A 22158-nucleotide genomic window follows, 5' to 3' on the forward strand; every position below is an offset into this window, starting at 1 on the left:
GAGACGAAGCATCGCAAAGGCTGCTGTTATGACCGACCGGATTTCATGGATACCGCTGCTCGCGGAGGCCGTTACCCGGCACAAGACATTACCGCCACTGCCGCCCGGCTTGACCGAAACGGAAGGGTATCAACTGGCACGCCGGCTGGCGGAAGCGGTGGCCGGGGATCAGGCCCATTGTGGATTGAAAGCGGGGCTCACCGATCCGCGCATACAGAGTCATCTGGGATTGAAAGAGGCCATGTTGGGCCATCTTTACTCCAATAGACGCCTGGAGCCGGGAGCCCGTTTGTGCTCCCGTGGCAAGGCCATGATCGAGTGCGAGCTGGCGGTTTTCGTGGACGCCGAGGGGCGACCGCTGTGGGTGGCACCGGCGCTGGAGTTCGTCAATGTGGATTTCGCCCGCCCCGAGGACCTGACACCGCCCAATCTGGCGGCGATCAACCTGGGCGCCGACGCCTTTATGGTGGGTGAGACACGGCCGTGGGATGAGCTCGCCCTGGCCAGTCTGGATAGCGCCCGGATTCAACTGTATCGGGAGAACGAGCTGTTGTTGGACGTGCCGGCCAACACTTCTCTTGGCGGTGTCGCGGAAGCGTCACGGTGGATGCTCGACAAGGCCCGCCGGCTGGGCTGGCCATTGGGCGATGAAACCCTGCTGATGACCGGCACCGTGGGCAAGCCATTGGCGTTCGTGCCAGGGCTTTATCGCGCCGACTACGGGTCGTTCGGTTCGGTGTCGTTCACCATCGATGACCAGTAAAACAGGCATGACTCAACTGACTTGCCGTTCGCGTCCACCCCAATGCTCTTCACGCAGCTTGTACTTCAACAGCTTGCCAGCGGGAGACAACGGCAACTCGGAGCGTACTTCCAGGCTGCGTGGGATCTTGTAGTTGGCGATCAGTGTTTTGCAGTGCGCCATCAGTTCATCCAGTTCCAGTGTGCCGCCGTCCTGCAATACCACCGCGGCGTGGACGCGTTCGCCCCAGTCGTCGTCGGGAATGCCGATCACCGCGCACTGGGCCACCTGCGGCAGTTGCAGTACGGCTTCTTCCACTTCGGCGGAATAGACGTTCTCGCCGCCGGTGACGATCATGTCCTTGATCCGGTCGACCACATAAACAAAACCGTCTTCATCCATGTAGCCGGCGTCGCCAGTGTGCATCCAACCGCCGCGCAGAGCGTCCTCGGTTTGCTCCGGTTTGTTCCAGTAGCCCTGCATCACCACCGGACCACGTACCACGATTTCACCGCGAGTATGGGCGGGCACCGGGTTGTCATTGTCGTCGACGACGCGCATTTCCACCATTGGCAGAGGACGGCCGGCGGACATCATCTTGCCACTGCGGAAGCCTTCCTCGGTGTGCCAGTCCGGGGTGAGGATGGAGACCGTGGGGGACAATTCCGTCATGCCGTAGGCTTGCAGGAAGCGAGCCTGGGGCAGGGCTTCGCGGGCACGGTTCAACAGCGTGCTGTCAATCGGCGAGGCACCATAAAGCAGATGTTTGAGGCTGCTCAGGTCGTATTGCGCGAAGTCCGGATGGCTCAACACCATGCGTATCATGGTCGGCACCAGAAAAGCTTCCAGGATCCGCTCCTGCTGGATCGCCCGCAGTACCGCCAGCGGCTCGAACATGGGAATGATGACACTGGTGTTCAGGCGCGCGGTGGCCTGCAGGATCAACCCCGTGCCGGCCACATGGAAGGTCGGGGCCGCGTGCAGGGTCACCGAGCGGTAAGGCATGCCGGACACCGCCTGGGAGCCCAGACCGTCGATGTACAGATTGGTGTGGCTAAGCATGACGCCCTTGGGTTTGCCGGTGGTGCCGCCGGTGTACATCACCGCCGCCAGATCGTCGCCGTGACGATGGGCGTCCGCCACTGGCGCGCTGTCGGCGATCAGGGTTTCAAAATCCTGGGTGCCGGCGGGGGCGGCTTCATCGCCGGCATAAATGACGGTTTTCAACGAGCGGGATCCTTGCCGCAGTTCCTCAAGCAAAGGCAAAAAGGTATCGTCCACCATCAGAATGGTGCTGTCGCAGTCGTCCAGAGAGTAAATGATTTCCTTCGGACTCCAGCGAATGTTGACTGGATTGATCACGCCGCCGGCCCAGAAGGTGGCGTAGATGGCTTCCATGTAACGGTCGGAATTGAGACTCAGAATGGCGACGCGATCACCGGCGTCGAGCCCCAGTGTTCGCAGCCCGCCCGCCAGCCGCGAGACTCTCGAGACCAGATCACGATAGCTGCGCCGCCGTTCACCGTGGACCGTGGCGGTGCGTTCGGGCACTTCCAAAAGGGCTTTGTGCAATGGCTGAGTGAGATACATGGGGCCTCCTGGCGTTATTGTTAGCGGGTCCCGCGGTCCGGGTTGCGCGATTTGGCGGCGGCCCGGCCAGCGTTTCTGAAACTAGAAGAGCGCCATGGGCCGAACCATCGTCGGAAGCGACGATTTGCCCCGGCAGGCCGATCGGTCGCCTGGCTTCAGACGGAGTACCATGTCCGCCTATCAGAACCGAAATTTAATCAGGAGAATGCCATGACCGCGTACATCGTGTTGATGAAGGAAACCACCCATGACCCGGCGGAACTGGAGATTTATGCGCAGGGCGCCAAGGCCGCCCGCGGCGACCATCCGATTACGCCGCTGGCGTTTTATGGTGATCTGGAAGTGCTGGAAGGACCGGCGATGGAGGGGGCGGTGATTCTGCAGTTTCCGGATGTGGAGTCGGCCCGTGCCTGGTATTAGAGCCTGTTTACGATCTTTTCACCGCCGCGTTGCCGCTGGAAAAGCCGCCTGAGGGCGTTGGGGACTGAAGGCTCTGGTGGGTCCAAAGTCAAAGGCCACAGCGTCCTCTGGCGGCTTTTCCAGCGCAACCCGAAGGGCCGGGCCCCTTTTCCCGCCAGGCCGCGATTACGCTTGTTTATGTAGATTGACTACACCGCACAATCGGAATCACGACCTGGCGAAAAAATGAACTCCGGCGCGGCGGTGAAAAGATCGTAAACAGGCTCTACAGCCCCGCCTACCAGGAAGCCATGCAGCATCGGGTCAAGGGCGCGGATTGGCGCGCGTTCATCGTAAAAGGGGTGGCCTGAAAGCTTGCCATCGGCGTCGACGCGGCGCAGCTTAACAGGTCGCGGGCTAACTCCGGGGGAGCACCGGGATACGCCTGCCGAACCCCGAGCCGCCTGGAGCCCGCCCATGCATGTGGAATACGCCACCGATCATCTTGAGCGTCCCCGCCGCTTCGAGTACTGGCACGATGTGGTATGCCGGCACTGTATTCCCGCCGACAGCCGCTTGTTGAGTCAAAGCCCATTCAATGGCCGTCTGTCGGTGCGGGATCTCGGCTCCACCGCCATCAGCACCATGGTGGCGCCGTTACACCGCTGGAGCCGGGAGGCCAATCATCTGCGCACCCATCCGGATGAGGATTTGTGGATTGGTTTCGCCGAATCCGGGCATGGCGTGCTGGAGCAGAACGGCCATCAGACGCCGCTGGCGGATGGTACTCTGGTGCTTTATGACGCCGCCCGGCCGTTTCAGTGCACACTGGAAGCCGGCCGGGTTTATCTGGTTCGGCTTCCGCGCAGAGCGCTGCTAAGACGCTTCCCCCAGGCCGAACGAGGCATCGGACAAGCCTTGGCGCCACACCGGCCGGGAGTGGCGCCCCTGCGTACCATGATCCAGCAGGCCGCGGCTCTGGAGCTGAGCGACGACCGGATCGGCGCCACGGAACAGTTTGGCCGGGCATTGCTGGACCTGGCGGCGGTGGCGCTGGAATGGCAGGGCGAGCTCCTCGACGGCGCCGTTGAGAATGATCTCCATGGGCGTCTCTGCCGGTTCATCGAGACGCACTTCGAAGACCCGTCGTTATCTCTGGTGGCGCTGGCCCGTGCCCACCATGTGTCACCTCGCACCGTGACCCGCGCTTTCGCCCGCCATGATCAGACGGCCATGGGCATGGTTTGGCGCGTGCGTTTGGAAGCAAGCCGGCGGGCGCTGGAGGAGGGGCGTGTGGCCAGCGTCACCGAAGCGGCGTTCAACCACGGTTTTGCCGACGTCTCCCATTTCAGCCGCGCCTTCCGCCGGACATTCGGCAGGGCACCACACACCCTGTTGCGACACGGCCCGGAAGAGCGCCACTGATTCTGTCCTTCCGGGCACAACGCCTTGTCCTTCTCAGTCCAGCGTCGGGTGGGCGGTCTTGCTAGCGTTGGCGCTGGTAATCCGGGCTCGAGGAGCAATGAGAATGACAAACAACGAACTGCACTATATGGATTTGATGGAAGTGGGCCGGCAGATTCAGAGCCGGCAGAGGTCCTCCGAGGAAGTCACCCGCCACATGCTGGAACGGGTCGATGCGGTGGATACACGCTTGCACAGTTACGTCACCGTGATGGCGGATCAGGCATTGCGGGATGCCCGCGCCGCCGACAAGGAGATTGCCGCGGGGCAGGCCCGAGGCCCGTTGCACGGCGTGCCGCTGGCGGTGAAGGACCTGTTGTGGACCGCTGGCACCGCCACTTCCCATGGCATGCCTATCCTGCGTGATCATGTACCCACGGAGGATGCCACCACGGTACGGCGTTTGCGTGCCGCCGGTGCCGTTCTGCTGGGTAAGTTGCAGCAAACCGAAGGCGCCTTCGCCGACCACCACCCGGACGTCACCGCGCCGGTCAATCCCTGGGGAGAAACCTTGTGGTCCGGTGTCTCTTCCAGCGGTTCCGGCGTGGCCACGGCCGCCGGTTTGTGCTTCGGCTCCCTGGGCACCGACACTGGCGGCTCGATTCGCTTCCCGTCCTCCGCCAACGGGGTCACCGGGCTCAAGCCCACCTGGGGCAGAGTCAGCCGTTATGGAGCGTTCGAACTGGCGGCATCGCTGGATCATATCGGCCCGATCGCCCGTAATACCGCGGACGCCGCCGCCATCCTGGGGGCCATCGCTGGTGCCGATCCACTGGATCCCACCGCCGCGCGGCAGCCGGTGCCGGATTATCTGGCATTGATGACGCATGGCGTGACCGGTCTGCGCCTCGGCTTTGATCCCGACTGGGGAATGCAGCCGGCGGACCAGGCCACCCAGGCGGTGGTGCGCGAAGCTCTCAAGGTGTTGGAGAGCGCCGGCGCGGAACCCCGTGAAGTGTGTTTTCCCGACACCGACCAGGCCGTGGCGGACTGGAGCCCACTGTGTGGCCTGGAAACGGCGGTTGCCCATGAGGAGACTTATCCGGCTCGCCGCTCCGAGTATGGACCAGTGCTGTCGGCGTTGATCGAAGTGGGGCGCTCACTGGACGCCATGGATTACCAGAAGCTGCAATTGCGACGGGCGGACTTCCGCGGGCGGGTGGATGCGCTGTTCGATAAAGTCGACTTATTGCTGATTCCCGCCGTCGCTTACGCCGGTGTGACGGTGGAGACCATGGCTTCTTTCGCCGACGATGAGGCCCTATTGGGAGGGATGATGCGTTACACCTGCCCCTTCGACCTCAGCGGCCATCCGACCCTGACACTGCCTGGCGGGGTCACCGCGGAGGGCGCCCCGGTGGCATGGCAACTGGTGGCGCCCCATTTTCGGGAGGATCTGCTGATTCGTGGCGGCTGGGCTTTCCAGCGCATCACCGACTGGCACCGGCGTCATCCACGAATCTGATCACTGGAAGGGGTAGGCGGGGCCAGGCCCCGCCAACCTCATGCGCGGCTTGGCTGGGCCTGCGGGAAGAAGCGGGCGTCGGGCAGGCGCAAGGAGACCACCCCGGCCACCATCAGAATGGCCGCGGCACTGCCGAAGGCCACCCAGTGGGTGCCAAAGGTCTCGTAACCCCAGCCCCCCAGCCAGGAACTGATCATCGCGCCGACCTGATGCCCCAGGTAGGCCCAGCCGTACAGCACGCCCACCGAACGGATGCCGTAGACGTCGGCCAGGATCGCCGAGGACAGGGCGATACTGCCGGCCCAGACGATGCCGCCCACCGCCGCCACGGCGTACAGATACCACACCGATGGCACCATCATCAGGCCGATGAAGCCGAGACCGCGAATCAGATAGATGGCCGCCAGCAGGTTGCGGCGCGGTACCTGGTCGGCGAGATGGCCGAGCACCAGGGTGCTGGGAATCGCAACCAGGCCGATCAGACCGATGCCGAGAGCGGCGGTGATGGGATCGAAGCCGTGGTCGGTGAGCATGGGTACGCCATGGCTGCCGAGCAGGTTCATGCTGAAACCGCAGGCAAACAGGCCCAGGGCGATTTTGCAGAATGGCAGGGTACGCATCGCCGCCAGGCTGGTGAGCTGAGCCAAGGGCGCCAGCGGCGGCGCGGATTTGCCGCCAGCGCTGTCGCCCGGCAACAGGTCGGTATGCTCGGGGGCTTCGTCTCGGATGATCATCAGGGCGGCGGGGATCACCAGCAGCACGAACAGCACGGTGAATCCGGTCAGCGTGTGCTGCCAGCCGTAGCGCTCAATGGTAAAGGTCAGCAGCGGTGTCATCACGGCGATGCCCGCCATGGAGCCGGTGGACAGATAGAACAGCGCCTTGCCGCGCTGGCGCGTGAACCACCGGCTGATCACCGGCGTCAACGCCACTGGACTGGTGAAGGAGAACCCCAGTGACAGCAGGATGCCGAAGGCCAGAAAGAAGCTGAACGGGTCGGTGGCGTTGACCGACCAGATGCTGGAGATCACGACGATGGCGGTGCCCAGTAACAATACCGCGCGGCTGCCGTATTTTTGTGCCAGAAAGCCCGCCACCGGCATGCCGATTCCGTAGGCGAGCATGCCCAGGGCGACGATGGTGGAGAGAGTCGTGCGGCTGAGCCCCAGGTCCTCGGCGATGGGCTTGAAGAACGGACCGATCCCCATGCGCATGCCCACGGTGAGCAGTGTAATGGTGGTGGCGGCGGCGACAATGTACCAGCCGAAATAAAGGGGGCCGGTCTGCTGACGAGTCATGGCGTGGATTCCTTCTTTCGAAGCCGGCGCCGGGCCGGCTCCGGTGATCGGGCGGGCTATGATTTACATCTTAAGGAACCAAAGTGCAAGCATTACATTCCACGCGGTAGGTCATTTTTATCGCACGGTACAGGACGGCGGGAAAGGGCGGTCAATACCGCCCACGGTCAGGACGGTTCACTTCAGTTTGATATTCGGATCCAGGGTCGGGGCCGTCAGCGGCGGGCCGTCGTAGGCGTCCACCGCGCCGAAGCGGTCGTTGGGGTAGGATTGCCAATCGCTGATCGCCGCTTCGATACGCGCCTGATCACGACCGACAAAATTCCACCACAGCAACACTGGCTGTCCCAGTGGTTCGCCGCCAAGCAGCATGATGTCGGCGCCGTCGTCCAGCTCCAGCGTCACTTGGTCGCGGCCTTGGCCGAGATAATAGAGGCTGCCGCTATCCATGGCGGTGCCTTCCAGGCGTGCATGCCCCTGATTGACACAGACCCCCAACTCGAAGACGGCCGGCACGGGCAGACTCAGGGTGGTATCCCCGTCGGCGCGGATATGAGCACCAACCAGAGGAGAAAACACCCGTGCCGGAGAACGGCGTCCATCCAGCTCACCCACCACCAGGGTGATGGTGGCGTCACCGAGGCGCCATTGCGGTAAATCGGTGTGGTGCGAAAACGCCGGATCGGTGTCTTCATCCGATTCCGGCAGGGCGATCCAGAACTGCAGACCGTGGATTGGGCCGGAGAAGCCGGGCGGACTTTCCTCGGAGTGGCAGATGCCCCGGCCGGCGGTCATCAGATTGAGCTGGCCGGGACGGATGACCTGCTCATAGCCAAGACTGTCTTTATGCAAAAGCGCGCCCTCGAACAACCAGGTGACGGTCTGCAATCCGATATGCGGATGGGTGCCGACATCGACGCCATTATCCGCCTCCAGGTTGGTGGGGCCGATGTGGTCCAGAAAGCACCAGGGGCCGATGCGGCGTTGTTCACGTACCGGCAGGTGGCGGACAATCGGCAGACCGCTTCCGAGGATCTTGCTTTGCGAGGGCAGGGCGCGAACGGTGGGACGCTCGCAGTTCTGCGGACAGTCGATCAGCTCTCCGCCAGTGGTGACGTTGCTCATGGCTGGCTCCCGAATGGGGACGGTATGGGAACCCCAGTATCGGTGCCGGAGAAGATCCGGTAAAGCGGCTCAGCGCGCTCTGGCACGCGGGGTGGGGCAGGCGGCGTCCTGGCCGGCGTAGTGGCTGCAGACCTCATTGCGGCAGCGAATGCCGTTGAGGGTGTTGGCCGGAGGGCAAGCACGCAGCTGTTGTTGCACCTCCAGCGATGTGGGCAGTTGCGGGGCTCCGGATACCGTTGGCACCGTCGGCTCCGACAGGGAGGCCAGCGTCTGCTGGGTCTCGCCATAAATGCGCAGCATCAGAGCATCAATGGCTTCATTGCGGCCGCTTTCCACCTCACGGTGATATTCGCTGAGATGGCCGTCACGTACCAGATCCCGCAATACCGGACCCAGTGTGCCATCGTTGTTCACTTCCACCGGGTCCAGGCGGTTTACCCGTGAGGTCGTGCTTGACGCTGTGGACGATGCCGCTGGATGGTTGGCGGCGCGGCGCGGCGCCGATGTGTGCGATTGCCTGGCGGAGGCTGGCGGGGATGTTGATGCCACCCGGGATGATGTGGTGTTGTCGCTCGTGGTGGCGGAGGTGCCGCCACCGGCCTCTCCGCCAACCTCATCCGGACGGTCATCAATGATCATCGCGCCGCCGATCCGCGCCAGCGGGTCCGAGTGCGAGGGGACGTCGGTTACCGGGTCAGGCGTGCTGGTTGGCGGAGCTGGTGTCACTTTCGTCAGAGAGGAGGGCGCCAAGGAGGCGGAGGGCCGAGCCGGGGGGATCGGTGTGGACCACCATTGGGCAAATAGCCAGGGCAGCATCAGCAACAACGTGGCGGTAATCAGCGTGATCGGAGAGAAGACGCGGCGCAGGCGTGACAGCACGTCGGGAACGCCCCTTTTGGCCGGGCGTTCTTCCATGTCCGCTAGAATTCTGCCTCCCTGGGCAGTGTCGGGCGCGTCCTTGCCGGAAGTCACAAGACTCGGCGCCGCTGAGTGACCGGTATTCAAAAGCTGTCCTTGCCGTTAAATTACCCTCCCGCATTCTAACTACTGGGTGAGTGCCGTCAACGACGGTATCGACATGGAAGACATACCGTGTTTCTGATTGTTGCGCTGATCACACTGTTTTTGCTGCTGTGCCTGGGGCTGGGCTGGTGGATGTTGCCCGAGCGGAGACGGGTGACGGTTTCCACGCCACGGCGTCGTTGGCGTCTGCCGCGCTGCGTGCGGCGCCACGGTGTGCTGGCGGTGGTGGCGGCCCTGGTATTGGTGGTGCCGCCTTTACTGGTGGTATCACTGCGCCAGAATGTGGAGTTGAAGCCTTTTCGCAGCACCGATCTGGCGGAATCCCACTCGATGATCGCCGAACTGCTACGGGGCGAAAGGCTGGTGCCGCCACCGCCGCCGCCACCGGAGGTGTTCACCAATGCTGAAATGCGGCGGTTCCATCCGGAGGTGATCAGCGCCGACCGCCGCTGGGACAAGGTTGATGGTGCTCTGCGCCAGCGGGTATTGGCGATCTATCGGGTGATGAAGCAGCAATATGGCGTCGAGATGGTGCTGGTGGAAGGGTTTCGTGACGCCGAGCGGCAGAAAAAGCTGATGGGCAAGGGGGCCAGTCTCGCCGGGGCCTGGCGCAGCTGTCACCAGTACGGACTGGCGGTGGACAGTGCTCCGCTCAAGGACGGCATGCTGCAGTGGGATATGGAGGACCCGTGGACCCGGCGAGCGTATTTCCTTTACGGGGAGCTGGCCAAGGAGGCGGGTTTAGCCTGGGGCGGCGACTGGACCAATCTCAAGGATTACGTTCACGTGGAATCGCGTGACCGGTGTCTGGCAGCCCGGCGGGCGCGCCAGGCGCGACTTGATGCGCAAGGAGGTTCCTAGCGCGTGCATCGCTCAATATCGGCTCGATTCCCGGCGTACTTCTCAACCATGTCACAACAATGCCGACGCGATTGGTTCCCCATGGTGGCCCTGATATACTCCGACGGCTTACTGGTCCGCACCCATCCGGTGCCGACGCAAGGAAAGATTCCGTTCACAGGATGTGAGGATTGGCGATATGTCACGGCCGATCATAGTACTGGGTGACAAGACCGACCATGGCGGCACCGTCATCGGCGCTTCCACCACCACCGATATCGACGGCAAGGGCGTGGCCCGGGTCGGCGACAAGGTCATCTGCCCCAAGCACGGCCCTTCCCCCATCATCACCACCATCGCCACCGGCGACCCCACCAATCTGGTCGATGGCCAGCCCGTTGCCCGTCATGGCGATAAAACCGCTTGCGGCGCGACCCTGATCTCCAGCCAGGCCGCGTCCGTGGTGGATGCCGGCGGTGGCAAAAAAGGCAGCGACCTCGGCGCGGTGGCCGCCGGCCTCGCCACAATCGTGGGCGTTTCCGCCGCGGTCATTGGGGCGCGGACCTCCCGATACGATGAGCAAATACGCTTCGTCAACGCCAAAGGTGCCCCCCTGGCCGGGGTGAACTATCGCCTGGAAATGGACGATGGCAGCGTGGTCGAAGGGGAAACCGATGACGACGGACGCAGCCGTCGTATTGAAACCGACCAGCCGAGCAAGGTGCTCAAGGCGACGCTTTCTTCCCCGCGACCCGAATGCTGCGGTGATCAACGGCACGGGCATGAGGCGTCCAGTCTGGAGGTCGAGGTGGGCAACGTCACCACCAGCGACCAGCAGGTGGGAAGATCGGTGGCCACCGTGGCCACGCCGGAAGGTGAGTCACGAGGGCTGACCTCCGGGGAAATCGCCATGGCCCGGCAAATATTTGGTGATTCCGTTGATTATGGTCAGGTGCGTGTCCACAACGGCGAGTATCTGTGGTTCGGCTTGCAGCCGAACAATACCGCGATGACACCCAATGGGGAGATGTATTTTAATCCAGACCGGTTCCTGGAAGATTTTTCCCATACAGCTTATCCATGGCCGTTAGAAAATGTGTGGTTCATGCATGAGATGACACACGTTTGGCAGTATCAACTGGGATACCCAGTAAAGTGGAAGCGTGGTAACCCCCTCGGCTGGTTTATGCCGTACGAATATAATGTCGATGAGAGCAAGCGACTTTGCGATTACAACATGGAGCAGCAGGGCGATATCATAGGTGATTACTTCGCCCTGAAAATTCTTGGCAATCTGCTAGCCGTGTCTCAGAAACGTTACCGTAGCCTCGCACATTTGCCTTTATTCGAAAAAATACTGGAAGATTTTCTAAGAGATCCCAGTAATGTGGCGAATTTGCCTGGTGGCGGAAAGGCAAGGCGAGACTTTCGCCGCGAGAGGCGATCCGAGGAACGCGCGACCAACGACTCTCAGTACGAAGAGGGCGAAAAGTGAGAAAGGTTTTTCTATTGGTCCTCGTACAAGTCCTATTAAGTGGGTGTTTTGTAAATGTCTCTCACTATGGGGGACGGACTCGGGTTCTGGACCGAGAAGGAACTCCATGTTTTGCTTTAGCGGACCCAGGTTTTAAAGACTGGGAAGTAAGCTATTTACAAGTAGGGGAGGGAGCTTTTGATGGGCAGGAAGCCTCTATCATTTGGGTTGAAGGAATCATTTCTTCGGAACCAATAATCAATGGGAAAGCTTGTATTTCCTGGGGGCAAACCTTTGAGAATGTGGACAAAGAGATGCACAAATCTCCCCCGCCGCTCGAAGAGCTACACCCCAGACGGACTTATCGTGTCCAAATGAATACCTCCCCTGTCGGCAATGAGCGGAGGGGCCGATGGTATTCCGGCTACTTTTGCTTGTCCGAATCCCCCTCCGGAGGCTGGGTGGTTCACGATTTGGGGGTGAAGCCCGATGCCTGCCCCGTTGCACAGTAAATATGAACAGCGAAAACATTTCAGGAAGAAAGGGTGACTTTGGGTAAGACACTGAAGGGAATCTTGCTGGTCATTGTTGTCTTCGCCCTGTTCTGGGCCGGGACGATTCTTTTCTGGCGCCTCGGAAACACCGACCCCGGCTTGGGAGAATCCGTGGGTTGGCTTGTGCTTGCTCCGCTCGTGGTGCTGGTGTCGGTATGGAGTCTGATGCGATGGCGGCGTAACCGCCAGGCCGCCGCCAATGACCAGCCGAACACGTCGGCGCAGGCCCCGGAAATGACGGATGTTGAACCGGCACGGCTTAATTTGCTCGCCGCGGCGCTGCGCTTGCCAGCGGGAGAGACACCGGGGGAAGCGCTGCAAGGCCTGATGAAGCCTCAGACGCCAAAGCTTCATGACACCTTGTGTGATGCCCGGGGATTACCGTTATTCGCCGCTCCAGTACCACCGTTGACCGCCACGGCGCTGGACGCGATGACATTGGAATTGAATCGACTGGCGGGCATGACCATGCCGGTGGAGGAGTCCATCCGTCGCGGACTGGCCTTACTGCTGCCCGTATTTGATGAATTACTGATGGAATTGGCCGCCGCCCTTCCCGACGAGGGGCCCACGGATGAACGGGTCATTGCCGGCCTGCGGCACCGCTCGTCGCCAACGCGGCCCGCACCGGTAATGGTGCGGGTAATGTTGCCCGCATCCGCTTCTCCCTCGCTGTTCCCGCTGTGCGAGAAGATGATGCGAGGCCGGGTGGAGGACCTGGGTTTGGCGACCGGCCTGAGCTGGCACTTTCAGTTTGACGACGCCAATGGCGGCACCGCCTTCTGGTCGCGGTTGGCCCGGTCGGATGAAGGGGAACAGTGGCAATTGTGGCTGGCGGCGGCCTCGTTGATCAGCCCGGAGCGTCTGCAGTCGCTGCAGAGGCAGGGCATCCTGATGAGCAGCCGTACTCCGGAGGGAGTGATCCCGGGAGAAGGCGCCGCCGGTGTGTTGCTGGGGCCGACGGAAAAAGATGCCGAAGCGGTATCTTGCCGAGGCCCCTACGAAGTGACTACCAGGGAAATGGACAATCCGCAGGCCCGGGCACGGAAGATGGCGAAAACATTGCGCCCGGAGCAAGCGACGGACCAGCCGCTCCCGGATCTGTTGATCAGCAATGCGGATTATCGTTCCGGCTCTTTCGAAGAGGCCGCGTTGTTGGCGCTGAGCTTGAATCCGGACCTGGACGCCAGCCGCCAGGTGCTGGCGCTGGGGCGTGCCGGAGCGCTGGATAACGCCACGCCGATGGCCATGGTGGCTTTGGCGTGGCAGGCGTTACGCGACGGTCATGAAACCGTCGCAATATTGTTCGTGGATGAACAACAAGGTCGGCGGGTGGCTGAATTCACCGCCTCGCCTTTGCAACAGAATCAAACCCAGCCGTCTCCGACGGCTGCCGCGGAATCGGAGTAAGGACACTTATGTCGGGCATGAGAAAGGGGCTTGCCAGCCTGGGCGCCTGGTTGATCAATTACCGATTGTGGGCGGTCGTGGCACTGGTGATCGGGATCTTCCTGTTATGGCGAGGCGGAGATCCGGGCAGCCAGATCGGCTTCGCGTTGCTGATTCTGGCGTTGGCGCTCGGACTGTTCGCCCTGATCAGTTGGGGAATACGGCGTTGGCGTGAGCGGCGGGCCACCCGGGATATCGACGGTTTGATGAACGAGCAGGCCGAGCGGGCAACACGCAATGCCAAGGCCGAGGATCGCGGCGATATCGAGGAGGTACGCGGCCGCATGCAGGAAGCGGTCAAGGCGATCAAATCGTCGCGCCTGGGTGTTCTCAAAGGCAAGGCGGCGCTTTATGAGCTGCCGTGGCATGTGATCATCGGCAATCCGGCGGCGGGGAAAAGCTCCGCCATTCTTAATTCCGGACTCAAGTTTCCCTTTGAGGACAACCGCAACAGTGTGGTGCAGGGGATTGGCGGCACCCGCAATTGCGACTGGTACTTCACCGCCGAAGGCATCGTACTGGATACCGCCGGACGTTACTCCGTCGGCGGCGAGGACCGTGGTGAGTGGCTCTCCTTTCTCGACTTGCTGAAAAAACACCGCCCGCGCGCGCCGATCAACGGCATTATCATCGCCGCCAGTATCGCCGAATTGTCCGGTAACCGTCCGGAGTTCGCCATCGAGCTGGCCCGTAATCTGCGCCAGCGGGTGCAGGAGGTGACCGAACGACTGGAAGTGTTCGCGCCGGTATACGTGGTCTTCACCAAGGCTGATTTGATCGCCGGTTTCATGTCGTTCTTCAGCGGCCTGGATCCGTCCGAACGGGAGAAAGTATGGGGTGCCACCTTGCCCTATGACCCCCAGGCCCAGGTGGACGAACTGTCGATCTTCGACCAGCATTTCGACGAGCTGGCGGAAGGCCTCAAGGAAATGGGGCTATCTAACATGGCGATGCAACGGGGCAGGGAGGTGGCGCCGGGTTTGCTGACCTTGCCGTTGGAATTCGTCAGCCTTAAGCCGGTATTGCGTACCTTTATCGCCAGTCTGTTCGAGGACAATCCGTACCAGTTCAAACCGGTGTTCCGTGGCTTCTACTTCACCAGTGCGCTGCACGAAGGGGAAACGGTACTGCATGCCTCCGAGCGGATCGCCGACGAATTTTCCCTGGCTCCGCGGCAGGACAAGGACGAACCGGTGAACGGCAATCCGGATCAGGCTCATTTTCTCAAGGACCTGTTCCGCAAAGTGATTTTCGCCGACAAGGAACTGGTGCGCCAATACTCCAGCCCCTACCGGACCCGCATGCGCTATGGCGCTTTTCTGGCCGGTGCCTTGGTGGTAGCGGCTCTGCTGGGCACCTGGGCGTGGTCCTACACCACCAACCGGCAATTGGTGGCAAACGCCTCCCGAGACTTGCAGCAGGCGGTTCAGATCCAGGAGGGGCGGCTCGATCTGCAATCCCGTATTGATGCCTTGCTACTGCTTCAGGACCGTTTGGAACAGTTGCGCCAGTACCGCCGTGACGGCGGCATCACCACTACCATGGGGCTTTATCAGGGCGACAACATCGAAGCCGCGTTGTGGCGGGAGTACTTCGCCGGCATGGATCAGGTGATGGTACGGCCGACCCGTGCCCGGCTGGAGGAATACCTGGGCAAGGTGGTGGCGAACGCGGACCAGTTGTCCATGGAAGAAAGCAGAGAGGAGCCGCGCACGGCCTTGTACGTGCCGCCCTCGCCCAAAGATCCGGCCGAGGCCTATAACGCGCTTAAAGCCTATCTTATGCTCGGCGATCACGGGCGGGTGGAACAAACCCACCTGGCCAACCAACTGACCCGTTATTGGCGCGGTTGGCTCGATGCCAACCGCGGCCAGATGAGTCATGAGGAGGTGGCGCGGGCAGCGGAAAAGCTGATGACGTTTTATGTCGCCAGTGCCGGCAAGCCGGGGTGGCCGGAAATCGACACCCGGGTTTCTCTGGTCAACGATACCCGTCAGGCATTGCGTGGTGTGATGCAAGGGCAGCCGGCGATGGAGCGCGTGTTTGCCCAGATCAAAGCCCGCGCCGCAGCGCGTTTCGCCACCATCACGGTAAATTCGCTGCTGGCCGGTGCCAACGGGCAGAACCTGCTGAACGGAAGTTATGCCATTTCCGGGGCGTTCTCCCGGGAGGCCTGGCAGGATTACATCAAGGATGCCATCCACGAAGCCGCCAATACCCAGTTGAACACCACGGATTGGGTGCTCGATACCACCGAGCAGAGCGACCTGTCGCTGGCCGGCAGCCCGGAACACATCGCCCGCCAGCTCACCGCGCTCTATAAGCAGGAGTATGCCGCTGAATGGCAGCGCTTCCTGCGTGGTGTCAGCGTGGCCGGCTTCTCGTCCGGTTTTGATGACGCCACCAGCGCCATGAACCGGCTTGGCAACATTGAAAGCTCCCCGCTGAAGGCCCTGCTGAAGGCCGTGCATGAACAGACCGTATGGGATAACCCGAGAGCGTTGTACGCCCAGGTCAGTGAGCGGTCGGAGCAGAGCAGCGGTATCGTCAACTGGTTCAAGCGCGTGATCCTGCGCCGGGCTCCGGCGGGTATGTCCGGAATGTCCTTCGAAATCGATGAGAAAACCGGCGAAGCCATGCTGCCGCCGCTGGGGCCGGTGGGCAAGGCTTTCGAAGGGTTCGCTCAGTTGATGGAGAAACAGAGCGGGCAGCCGCCGGCCATCGATGCTTACTTCGAGGCTCTGGCGGCAACGCGGTCCCGTCTGAACGACATCAAAATGGCGGAGGTGCCGGGCCCCGGCGCCCGTGCTCTGATGCAGGAAACGTTGAGTAATCAAGGCTCGGAACTGAGCTCAGCCTTGCGGCTGGTTGACGAGCAGTTGCTCACCGGGCTTGGCGCGGAAGAGAAGCAGGCGCTCAGGCCATTGTTGTTGCAACCGCTGACGCAGACCTTCGCCGCGCTGGTGCCGGCGGCCGAGAACGAAATCAACCGGACCTGGCAGGCTCAGGTATACCAACCGTTTGACCAAGGCATCGGCCAGCAATTTCCGTTTGACTTGAGTGCCGACGAAGATGCGCCGAAAACCGAGGTGGCGGCGATCTTCGGGCCATCCGGTGCCATCGCCGCCTTCAATAAGGATGCGTTGGGAAGCTTGGTGATCCAGCGCGGCAACGTTTTGACACCGCGTCGCTGGGCCGGAATGGGAATCCGTTTGTCCCCCGAACTGGTCAGTGGCTATGGCGATTGGGTGAGTGGCCAGAGCGGTGGTGCCGGTGAAGCCGATGTCACCATCTTCCAGATCCTGCCTGCGCCGGCCATCGGCGCGGTGGAGTACGTTCTTGAAATCGATGGCCAGTCATTGCGTTATCGCAATACGCCGCCGCAATGGGAAACCATGCAATGGCCCAATCGCGGCGCTACTCCGGGCGCCAGGCTGGTGGCCACCACCAGTGACGGGCGCCAGGTGCAACTGGCCGACTTCCCCGGAGAAAACGGCTTCGCGCAGCTGATGGACGCCGCCAGTCTGGAAAGCCGGCCCGACAGCAGCACGGTGACCTGGAGCAAGGGCACGGTATCCATTTCCATGGAAATGCGCACCGTGCGCCGGGCTGGCTCCGGCAGCGACAGTGACAGCTGGCAGCGAGGTTTGAAACTGCCTCGCATCGTTGCCGGAGAAGGAGCAGGCGAGCAGCTTGTCAGCCAGGGGGGCGAGAATGAGTGATACGGCGGAAACGCAAACCGTACAGGCGGGATACTTCGGCAAGCTGCCTTCCCGGGGGGATTTTGTGCGCAGCAGCGATCAACATCGTCTGATGTCGCTATTGGACCGTTGGGCCGCCGGCAGCCTGGACCAGTTCAGCCACAACCCGGACTGGAAAACGTTATACGACCAGGCACCATGGCTGCACTTCGCCTTTCTCGGATCACGCAGCCAACTGGCGATCGCCGGCCACATGCTGCCAAGCAGTGACGCTTCCCAGAGACGCTACCCCTTCCTTTCCGCGCTGCGCTTGCAGGTGGCGGATACCGCCGGCTTCATTGCCCGCAGCCCGCTGGCACTGTTCCCCGTCTGGAGGGAACTGGCGAAGGAGTCGAGCCGCGCGGTGCATAGCATGGACGCGGCCGCGGAGCTGGCCGAATTGGGGCAGCGGGATTTCGCGGTGGAGATTCAGCCACAGGTGTTTGAGGGCCGTTTTCAACAGTTATTGGAGCAGGAAACACTGGCTGGACTGGAGCAGAGCATGCGCCGGGCCGGGCACCCGGCGGTGGCGCTTAAACGGAGTCTGCCGGCTCTGGGGCTGTTGTTGCAGCCGTTGATGAGCCAGCAACAGGTGAGCATAGACAAAGGTCTGATCCTGCCGCTGCCCGCGGAGGCGGAAGCGCAGGCGCTGACCGCCACCTGGTGGCTGGACATGCTCACCGGCTTTGTGCGCCGTGGCGATTTCGAGCTGGCGGTGTTGATTCGCGGTGGTGAGGTGCCGGCGCTGATCGTCGGCTTTAATGGGGCTGATCATCAGATACTGCGTTCGGTATGGGATCCGAACGTGGCGGAATCCCATTTGATCGCCGTGCAGGATGCCGATTGGGTAGAGGATTATATGGCCATGAATGTCAGCTTGAACCGGCTCGCCAGCTACATTGACCGTGGCGATCTGTCCCTGGCCAGCGCCCGGCGCTTTTTCATGGAAACCTTTCTCGGGGGTGGTGTATGACCTGGCGCAAAGGCGTATTGATGCTACTGTGCGGCGGCTTGATGCAAGTGTCGTTCGCGCAGGAAACGGAAGCGGCCGCGGAGAAGCCCCCGTTGCCACCAGTGGTGGCCAAGGGCGTGGTGCCGGATCAGGCCACCCGGGCGGCGGTATTGGAACGTCTGCACGAGATTTACGGCGCCGAAAGGGTGGTGGACCGAATCCAGGTGGAAGCGGTGCCCGCCCCGCCCAACTGGGGCCAGTACGTGGCCAATATGTTGTCGCCGGAACTTAAATCAATCCGTGGCGGCGAGATCAGCATCGAAGGCCAGAGCGTCCGCATCACCGGTGAAGTGGATAACGAAGCTCAGCGCCAGAGCGTGGCCAGTGCCTTGAGTATGGCAAGCAGTCGGGATTACACGGTGACCAACAGTTTGCGTCTCGGAGAGTCACGTCAACAGCGCCTGGACGATACTCTGGCGGATCGTTTGATTCGGTTTCAGAGCGGTAGTGACCAACTGACCGTGGACGGGCAGCGCATCCTTGATGAGATGGCCGAGGTGATGCGCGACATGGGCGATGCCCATGTCCAGATCATTGGCCATACGGATAATGTGGGGCGCCGTCAGAACAATGTGGCGTTGAGTTACGCCAGGGCCGATGCGGTGCGCCGCTACCTGATTGAGCAGGGCGTGCGGGAAGATAGTCTGGGGGTGGTCGGCAAGGGGCCGGATGAGCCGGTGGCGGACAACGCCACCCCCGAAGGACGGGCACGCAACCGGCGCATCGAGTTCCGTATTCTCTGACGGCGCCCGGAGAGCGGGCTCAGGTCATGTCCTGATCCCGCTCCCTCTCCACATCCAGTAATTCCTCCACCTGCGACAGTATGCCGTCGTCCTTGATCACTGTTTTCAGCCATTGATGCAGAGGCATCTCGCCCCAACGGGCGGCGCGTTCGGCCAGGTAAGCTACCGGGCTGTGCGGCTCGGTGCGGCGAAAGAACGCCGCCACGTCCCGCAACTGTTCCAGTGCCTGTTGCCGTGATTGGATGGGGCCGCCCTGGCTGGCCGCCGCCGTGGCGGAAATAATCGGAGGATTGGGATCGCCAGCAACGGCTTCGGTATCGTCGCCGGGAACGTCCACATTGGCATCCCGGGCAAAGCGACGGACAGTCTGATTCAACAGCGTCAGCAGATCTTCGGCCGCGCTGAAGCTGGGGCCATCCACGCCCAAATGCCGGTCCACCGCATCCCGCAATTCGCGTAACGCGGCGCCACAGTCAGGGATTTCCTCGAGCAGGCGCCGGTAGTAATCCGGTGAAGTATCGCGCCGGGCCGCCTGCAACTGATCCTGATCCGGGTGATCGCCGGGATCCTGCTCTGTATTTTCCGCTCGGGAAAACACAGTCTCGAAATCGTTGAGCCCGAAGCGTCCCTGGGGCGCATTCACCAGGGGCAGCGTGCGTAGCCATTGCTGCGACTGGGTCAGCAGCCAGACCAGATTACCGACCCTCTCTTCCGCGTCTCCCTGGTCCATCATGGGGTACACGGTGTCCCAATAATGATCACAGAAGTAGGCGATCAGGCGATAGCCGCCGGCCAGACCAGCAAAACCATGCAGCTGGGTATTGGCTTCGGCCAGCCAGGATGCCACTCGTAAATCCTTGGTACGATTCCGCAGCAACTCGCGACACTGTTTGGCCGCACCGGGCCAGTCCGCGTACTTGATATCGGTGACCCATTCCCCTTGATCCAGGGTGGGGTCGTCGGCACGCCTGGCCTCCTGAATGGCATCGAATTCCATGGAAAAAGAAAGATCGTCACCGGCGGGGGCGTCATCTCGAATTGGGCTGATCAGGTCTTGCCAATGGTCCATAACGGGGCATGACTCCGTGGCGTTCGCCGCATCAGGGCAGCGTGATGGTGATGTGCGCGGTGCGCTCTGGCATTTGCACGATGTCCTGGGAAGCCGCCAGACTGGTTTCGGTCTGTTGATTCAAGGTCAGACGCAGACCGAAAAACGCCAGCACCGCGAAGCCGGCGAGGAATATCAGCGGCAACCAAAACGGTACCACCCGGCGGAGGGTATGGCGGACATTATCCGGCGGCGCCCAGTGCGGAGCGAAGCCGCTGCGCTGTCCTTTCAGATAGGCAATCTCATCGCCGAGACGGGCAATCAGATAACCCAGCTTTTCGCTACCATCAAGCCGGTATTTGCCTTCGAATCCCAACAGCAAGCAATAGTGATAAACCTCCAGCGAGGCCAGTCTGGGCGCACCCTGGGCTCGCAAATCTTCCAGATAATCAAAGAAGTGTTGACCCGCCAGGTGATCGCCAAACAGGCGCAGCTGCAACGGATGGCGCTCCCATTCATCGCGAAGGGGGGTGGGTTGCGACAGGATGACTTCGTCCACAGCCGCGCAAAAAGCGTATTTGGCGGCATAGATGTCTTCGGAGGCTATGCCGCTCTTCATCGCGCTGCGTTCCACGCCTTCCAGGAAGTTCTGAATCTCACCGGCGAAAGTATCCGCCTGATTCGGTAGCTGGCCCCGTTTCAGCAGCACCAGTAAATAGAAGCCATCGAACATGAGGTCCAGCAGGCGTCCACCAGCGGCGGTATCCCGTGGCGCGGTACCGGTATCCACCGGCGCGGCGCCGGTAAGGGACGGACGTGCGGAGAGGGAGGGGCCTTCGGTCATGATGTCACCGCGATCAATTCAAGTTTCAGATCCTGGACGCCGGTGGGGACATAGACCATTACCGATTGTCCCTTGAGCATCCGTTCGTACAGCGGGCCACGAGGTTCCAGGGAAAAATAGTAACTGCCGGGACGAACCGGAATGGCGGCGGGAATCTGATTGGCATGGATCAGCTTGACCCCGGGCATGGCGGCCAGAACACATTTTTCCACATCGTCCGGTGCGCCCACCTTGAACCGGACCGGTACCGTTTCCACCAGCTCCTGGCCGGGCATGTCCGCGGCGACGCCAAGATAAAGCGCGGTTTGAGCGTCAATCCGCTGAGAGTCCAGCATGCCACGATGATAAGACGGTTTGATTTCGGCCAGCGGGATGGCGAAGTGACGGGTGGAGATTACGGTGTCGAGCAGATCGCGCACCAGATGGAATAGTGCCGCGAAGGCCTCATCCGGAGCGTCGTGACGGTACTGAGGGAGATCCGCCAGGCCGTGCTGTGTCGAGTAGGTCAACAGATTCCCGGCCAGACGCAGTAACTCTTGATAGAGACGCTCCGGATGAAATCTGGGTTGAGCGAAGAAATGCGACAGTGTGGCATAGGCGGTGTTGGCGGTATGCAACAGCCAGAACGATGCTACATCCGATGAGCGAAACTCGATCAGCCCTTGAGACGCCTGACGTTGCTGATTGCCGAGAGCCTCGGATTTGGCCTGCAAGGCATCCAGCAATCCACGCAACTGACGGGTCAGATATTCCGAGGCGTCCAGATGGAGACACGGTGGCATGAAGGTGTCGTCCAGTTCAAACCCGCCAGTGGAAGTGCGTTTGACTCGCAACAAGGGCACGGTCAGATAGCGGTCGCGCGGAGTGTCATCGGTGAGCAGCCGCACGGACTTTTTCAGATAGGTCAGTTCCGCCTGAGCGGAATCGGTGTACAGATCGCTGGTCCCCATCAGCGTCTGCGTGAACCGGGCGTTGCCGCCGTCGTCATCGCAGTTGCCGCCATGCTCCTTGAGCAGCGGTAATGCCAGATGAATCACGGTGCTGGACACTCCGGCGGGGAGTTCTTCCAGGCGTAAAGGATCGGGCAGGGTGTCCGCATCGGGGGCCTGGTAAATTTCGCCGTCCGGGAATACCAGTGACAGTTCCAGAATACGAACGGCGCCACTTTCAAGAGCGCGCGGGTCCAGGCGGATCTGGCGAATGCCCCAGGGGTAGGGGTGCAGGCTTTGCGCGACATGATGAAGGCGCGCTTCGTGGTAAGTGTCCTGGCGTTGAAAGTGCTGTGGGCGAAGGAACAGACCTTCCCCCCAAAGTACCTTCGACATGCGGCTGACATGCGACACAGTAT

General features: G+C 61.6%; 17 protein-coding genes. 10 read left to right on the top strand and 7 right to left on the bottom strand.

Annotation, left to right across the window (positions count from 1 at the left end; genetic code table 11):
* Positions 1-28 precede the first annotated feature (28 nt).
* Complete coding sequence (locus CRO06_RS03300) at positions 29-763, top strand: hypothetical protein (protein WP_097057724.1); 735 nt, start codon at positions 29-31, stop codon at positions 761-763.
* Between the two features lie 12 nt (positions 764-775).
* Here the strand turns inward: CRO06_RS03300 and CRO06_RS03305 are convergent, their stop codons facing one another.
* Positions 776-2332, bottom strand: a complete 1557-nt coding sequence (locus tag CRO06_RS03305) for a long-chain-fatty-acid--CoA ligase (protein WP_022995882.1) — start codon at positions 2330-2332, stop codon at positions 776-778.
* A gap of 210 nt (positions 2333-2542) precedes the next feature.
* Between CRO06_RS03305 and CRO06_RS03310 the strand changes: the two genes are divergently transcribed.
* From CRO06_RS03310 to CRO06_RS03320, 3 genes are all read left to right on the top strand, one after another.
* A complete protein-coding gene (locus CRO06_RS03310) occupies positions 2543-2752 on the top strand; it encodes a DUF1330 domain-containing protein (protein WP_244902759.1) in 210 nt (69 codons plus the stop codon).
* Between the two features lie 456 nt (positions 2753-3208).
* The gene (locus CRO06_RS03315) at positions 3209-4156 is read left to right on the top strand and encodes an AraC family transcriptional regulator (protein ID WP_022995884.1); all 948 of its coding nucleotides are present in this window, start codon (positions 3209-3211) and stop codon (positions 4154-4156) included.
* A 103-nt stretch (positions 4157-4259) separates the two neighbouring features.
* The gene (locus tag CRO06_RS03320) at positions 4260-5660 is read left to right on the top strand and encodes an amidase (protein WP_097057725.1); all 1401 of its coding nucleotides are present in this window, start codon (positions 4260-4262) and stop codon (positions 5658-5660) included.
* 38 nt (positions 5661-5698) lie between these two features.
* Here the strand turns inward: CRO06_RS03320 and CRO06_RS03325 are convergent, their stop codons facing one another.
* The 3 genes from CRO06_RS03325 to CRO06_RS19905 form a co-directional block, all read right to left on the bottom strand.
* Positions 5699-6958, bottom strand: coding sequence for an MFS transporter (locus CRO06_RS03325; RefSeq protein ID WP_022995886.1), 1260 nt, complete (start codon positions 6956-6958; stop codon positions 5699-5701).
* Positions 6959-7135: 177 nt separating this feature from the next.
* Positions 7136-8083, bottom strand: coding sequence for a pirin family protein (locus tag CRO06_RS03330; protein ID WP_097057726.1), 948 nt, complete (start codon positions 8081-8083; stop codon positions 7136-7138).
* Between the two features lie 69 nt (positions 8084-8152).
* Positions 8153-8998, bottom strand: a complete 846-nt coding sequence (locus tag CRO06_RS19905) for a hypothetical protein (protein ID WP_143247706.1) — start codon at positions 8996-8998, stop codon at positions 8153-8155.
* A gap of 177 nt (positions 8999-9175) precedes the next feature.
* Between CRO06_RS19905 and CRO06_RS03345 the strand changes: the two genes are divergently transcribed.
* From CRO06_RS03345 to CRO06_RS03370, 6 genes are all read left to right on the top strand, one after another.
* Positions 9176-9967 (top strand): M15 family metallopeptidase, encoded by a 792-nt coding sequence (locus tag CRO06_RS03345; protein ID WP_063139594.1) that lies wholly within the window; start codon positions 9176-9178, stop codon positions 9965-9967.
* 178 nt (positions 9968-10145) lie between these two features.
* Positions 10146-11441: a PAAR domain-containing protein gene (locus tag CRO06_RS03350; protein ID WP_097057729.1), complete on the top strand. Its 1296-nt coding sequence runs from the start codon at positions 10146-10148 to the stop codon at positions 11439-11441.
* Positions 11442-12097: 656 nt separating this feature from the next.
* A complete protein-coding gene (locus CRO06_RS03355) occupies positions 12098-13384 on the top strand; it encodes a hypothetical protein (RefSeq protein ID WP_143247707.1) in 1287 nt (428 codons plus the stop codon).
* A gap of 8 nt (positions 13385-13392) precedes the next feature.
* The gene (gene tssM / locus CRO06_RS03360) at positions 13393-17145 is read left to right on the top strand and encodes a type VI secretion system membrane subunit TssM (RefSeq protein ID WP_097057731.1); all 3753 of its coding nucleotides are present in this window, start codon (positions 13393-13395) and stop codon (positions 17143-17145) included.
* Entirely contained in the window at positions 17138-18136 is a 999-nt protein-coding gene (gene tagF, locus CRO06_RS03365; protein WP_080530933.1) for a type VI secretion system-associated protein TagF, read from the top strand. Before tssM ends, tagF begins: the two co-directional genes overlap by 8 nt.
* Positions 18133-18918, top strand: coding sequence for an OmpA family protein (locus CRO06_RS03370; RefSeq protein WP_022995895.1), 786 nt, complete (start codon positions 18133-18135; stop codon positions 18916-18918). Before tagF ends, CRO06_RS03370 begins: the two co-directional genes overlap by 4 nt.
* Before the next feature lie 19 nt (positions 18919-18937).
* On the opposite strand, the gene tssA is transcribed toward CRO06_RS03370, so the two are convergent.
* From tssA to tssK, 3 genes are read right to left on the bottom strand one after another with little or no spacing between them, the layout of a single operon-like run.
* A complete protein-coding gene (gene tssA, locus CRO06_RS03375; protein WP_022995896.1) occupies positions 18938-19987 on the bottom strand; it encodes a type VI secretion system protein TssA in 1050 nt (349 codons plus the stop codon).
* Positions 19988-20018: 31 nt separating this feature from the next.
* Entirely contained in the window at positions 20019-20810 is a 792-nt protein-coding gene (gene icmH / locus CRO06_RS03380; protein WP_097057732.1) for a type IVB secretion system protein IcmH/DotU, read from the bottom strand.
* The gene (tssK, locus tag CRO06_RS03385) at positions 20807-22135 is read right to left on the bottom strand and encodes a type VI secretion system baseplate subunit TssK (RefSeq protein WP_022995898.1); all 1329 of its coding nucleotides are present in this window, start codon (positions 22133-22135) and stop codon (positions 20807-20809) included. Before tssK ends, icmH begins: the two co-directional genes overlap by 4 nt.
* Positions 22136-22158: the final 23 nt, after the last annotated feature.

Source organism: Alloalcanivorax xenomutans (assembly GCF_900217905.1).
Lineage (GTDB): Bacteria > Pseudomonadota > Gammaproteobacteria > Pseudomonadales > Alcanivoracaceae > Alloalcanivorax > Alloalcanivorax xenomutans.

Coding starts and splice junctions, on each gene's coding strand:
- CRO06_RS03300 (WP_097057724.1), top strand. CDS start 29: ATGACCGACCGGATTTCATGGATACCGCTGCTCGCGGAGGCCGTTACC.
- CRO06_RS03305 (WP_022995882.1), bottom strand. CDS start 2,332: ATGTATCTCACTCAGCCATTGCACAAAGCCCTTTTGGAAGTGCCCGAA.
- CRO06_RS03310 (WP_244902759.1), top strand. CDS start 2,543: ATGACCGCGTACATCGTGTTGATGAAGGAAACCACCCATGACCCGGCG.
- CRO06_RS03315 (WP_022995884.1), top strand. CDS start 3,209: ATGCATGTGGAATACGCCACCGATCATCTTGAGCGTCCCCGCCGCTTC.
- CRO06_RS03320 (WP_097057725.1), top strand. CDS start 4,260: ATGACAAACAACGAACTGCACTATATGGATTTGATGGAAGTGGGCCGG.
- CRO06_RS03325 (WP_022995886.1), bottom strand. CDS start 6,958: ATGACTCGTCAGCAGACCGGCCCCCTTTATTTCGGCTGGTACATTGTC.
- CRO06_RS03330 (WP_097057726.1), bottom strand. CDS start 8,083: ATGAGCAACGTCACCACTGGCGGAGAGCTGATCGACTGTCCGCAGAAC.
- CRO06_RS19905 (WP_143247706.1), bottom strand. CDS start 8,998: ATGGAAGAACGCCCGGCCAAAAGGGGCGTTCCCGACGTGCTGTCACGC.
- CRO06_RS03350 (WP_097057729.1), top strand. CDS start 10,146: ATGTCACGGCCGATCATAGTACTGGGTGACAAGACCGACCATGGCGGC.
- tssM (WP_097057731.1), top strand. CDS start 13,393: ATGTCGGGCATGAGAAAGGGGCTTGCCAGCCTGGGCGCCTGGTTGATC.
- tagF (WP_080530933.1), top strand. CDS start 17,138: ATGAGTGATACGGCGGAAACGCAAACCGTACAGGCGGGATACTTCGGC.
- CRO06_RS03370 (WP_022995895.1), top strand. CDS start 18,133: ATGACCTGGCGCAAAGGCGTATTGATGCTACTGTGCGGCGGCTTGATG.
- tssA (WP_022995896.1), bottom strand. CDS start 19,987: ATGGACCATTGGCAAGACCTGATCAGCCCAATTCGAGATGACGCCCCC.
- icmH (WP_097057732.1), bottom strand. CDS start 20,810: ATGACCGAAGGCCCCTCCCTCTCCGCACGTCCGTCCCTTACCGGCGCC.
- tssK (WP_022995898.1), bottom strand. CDS start 22,135: ATGTCGAAGGTACTTTGGGGGGAAGGTCTGTTCCTTCGCCCACAGCAC.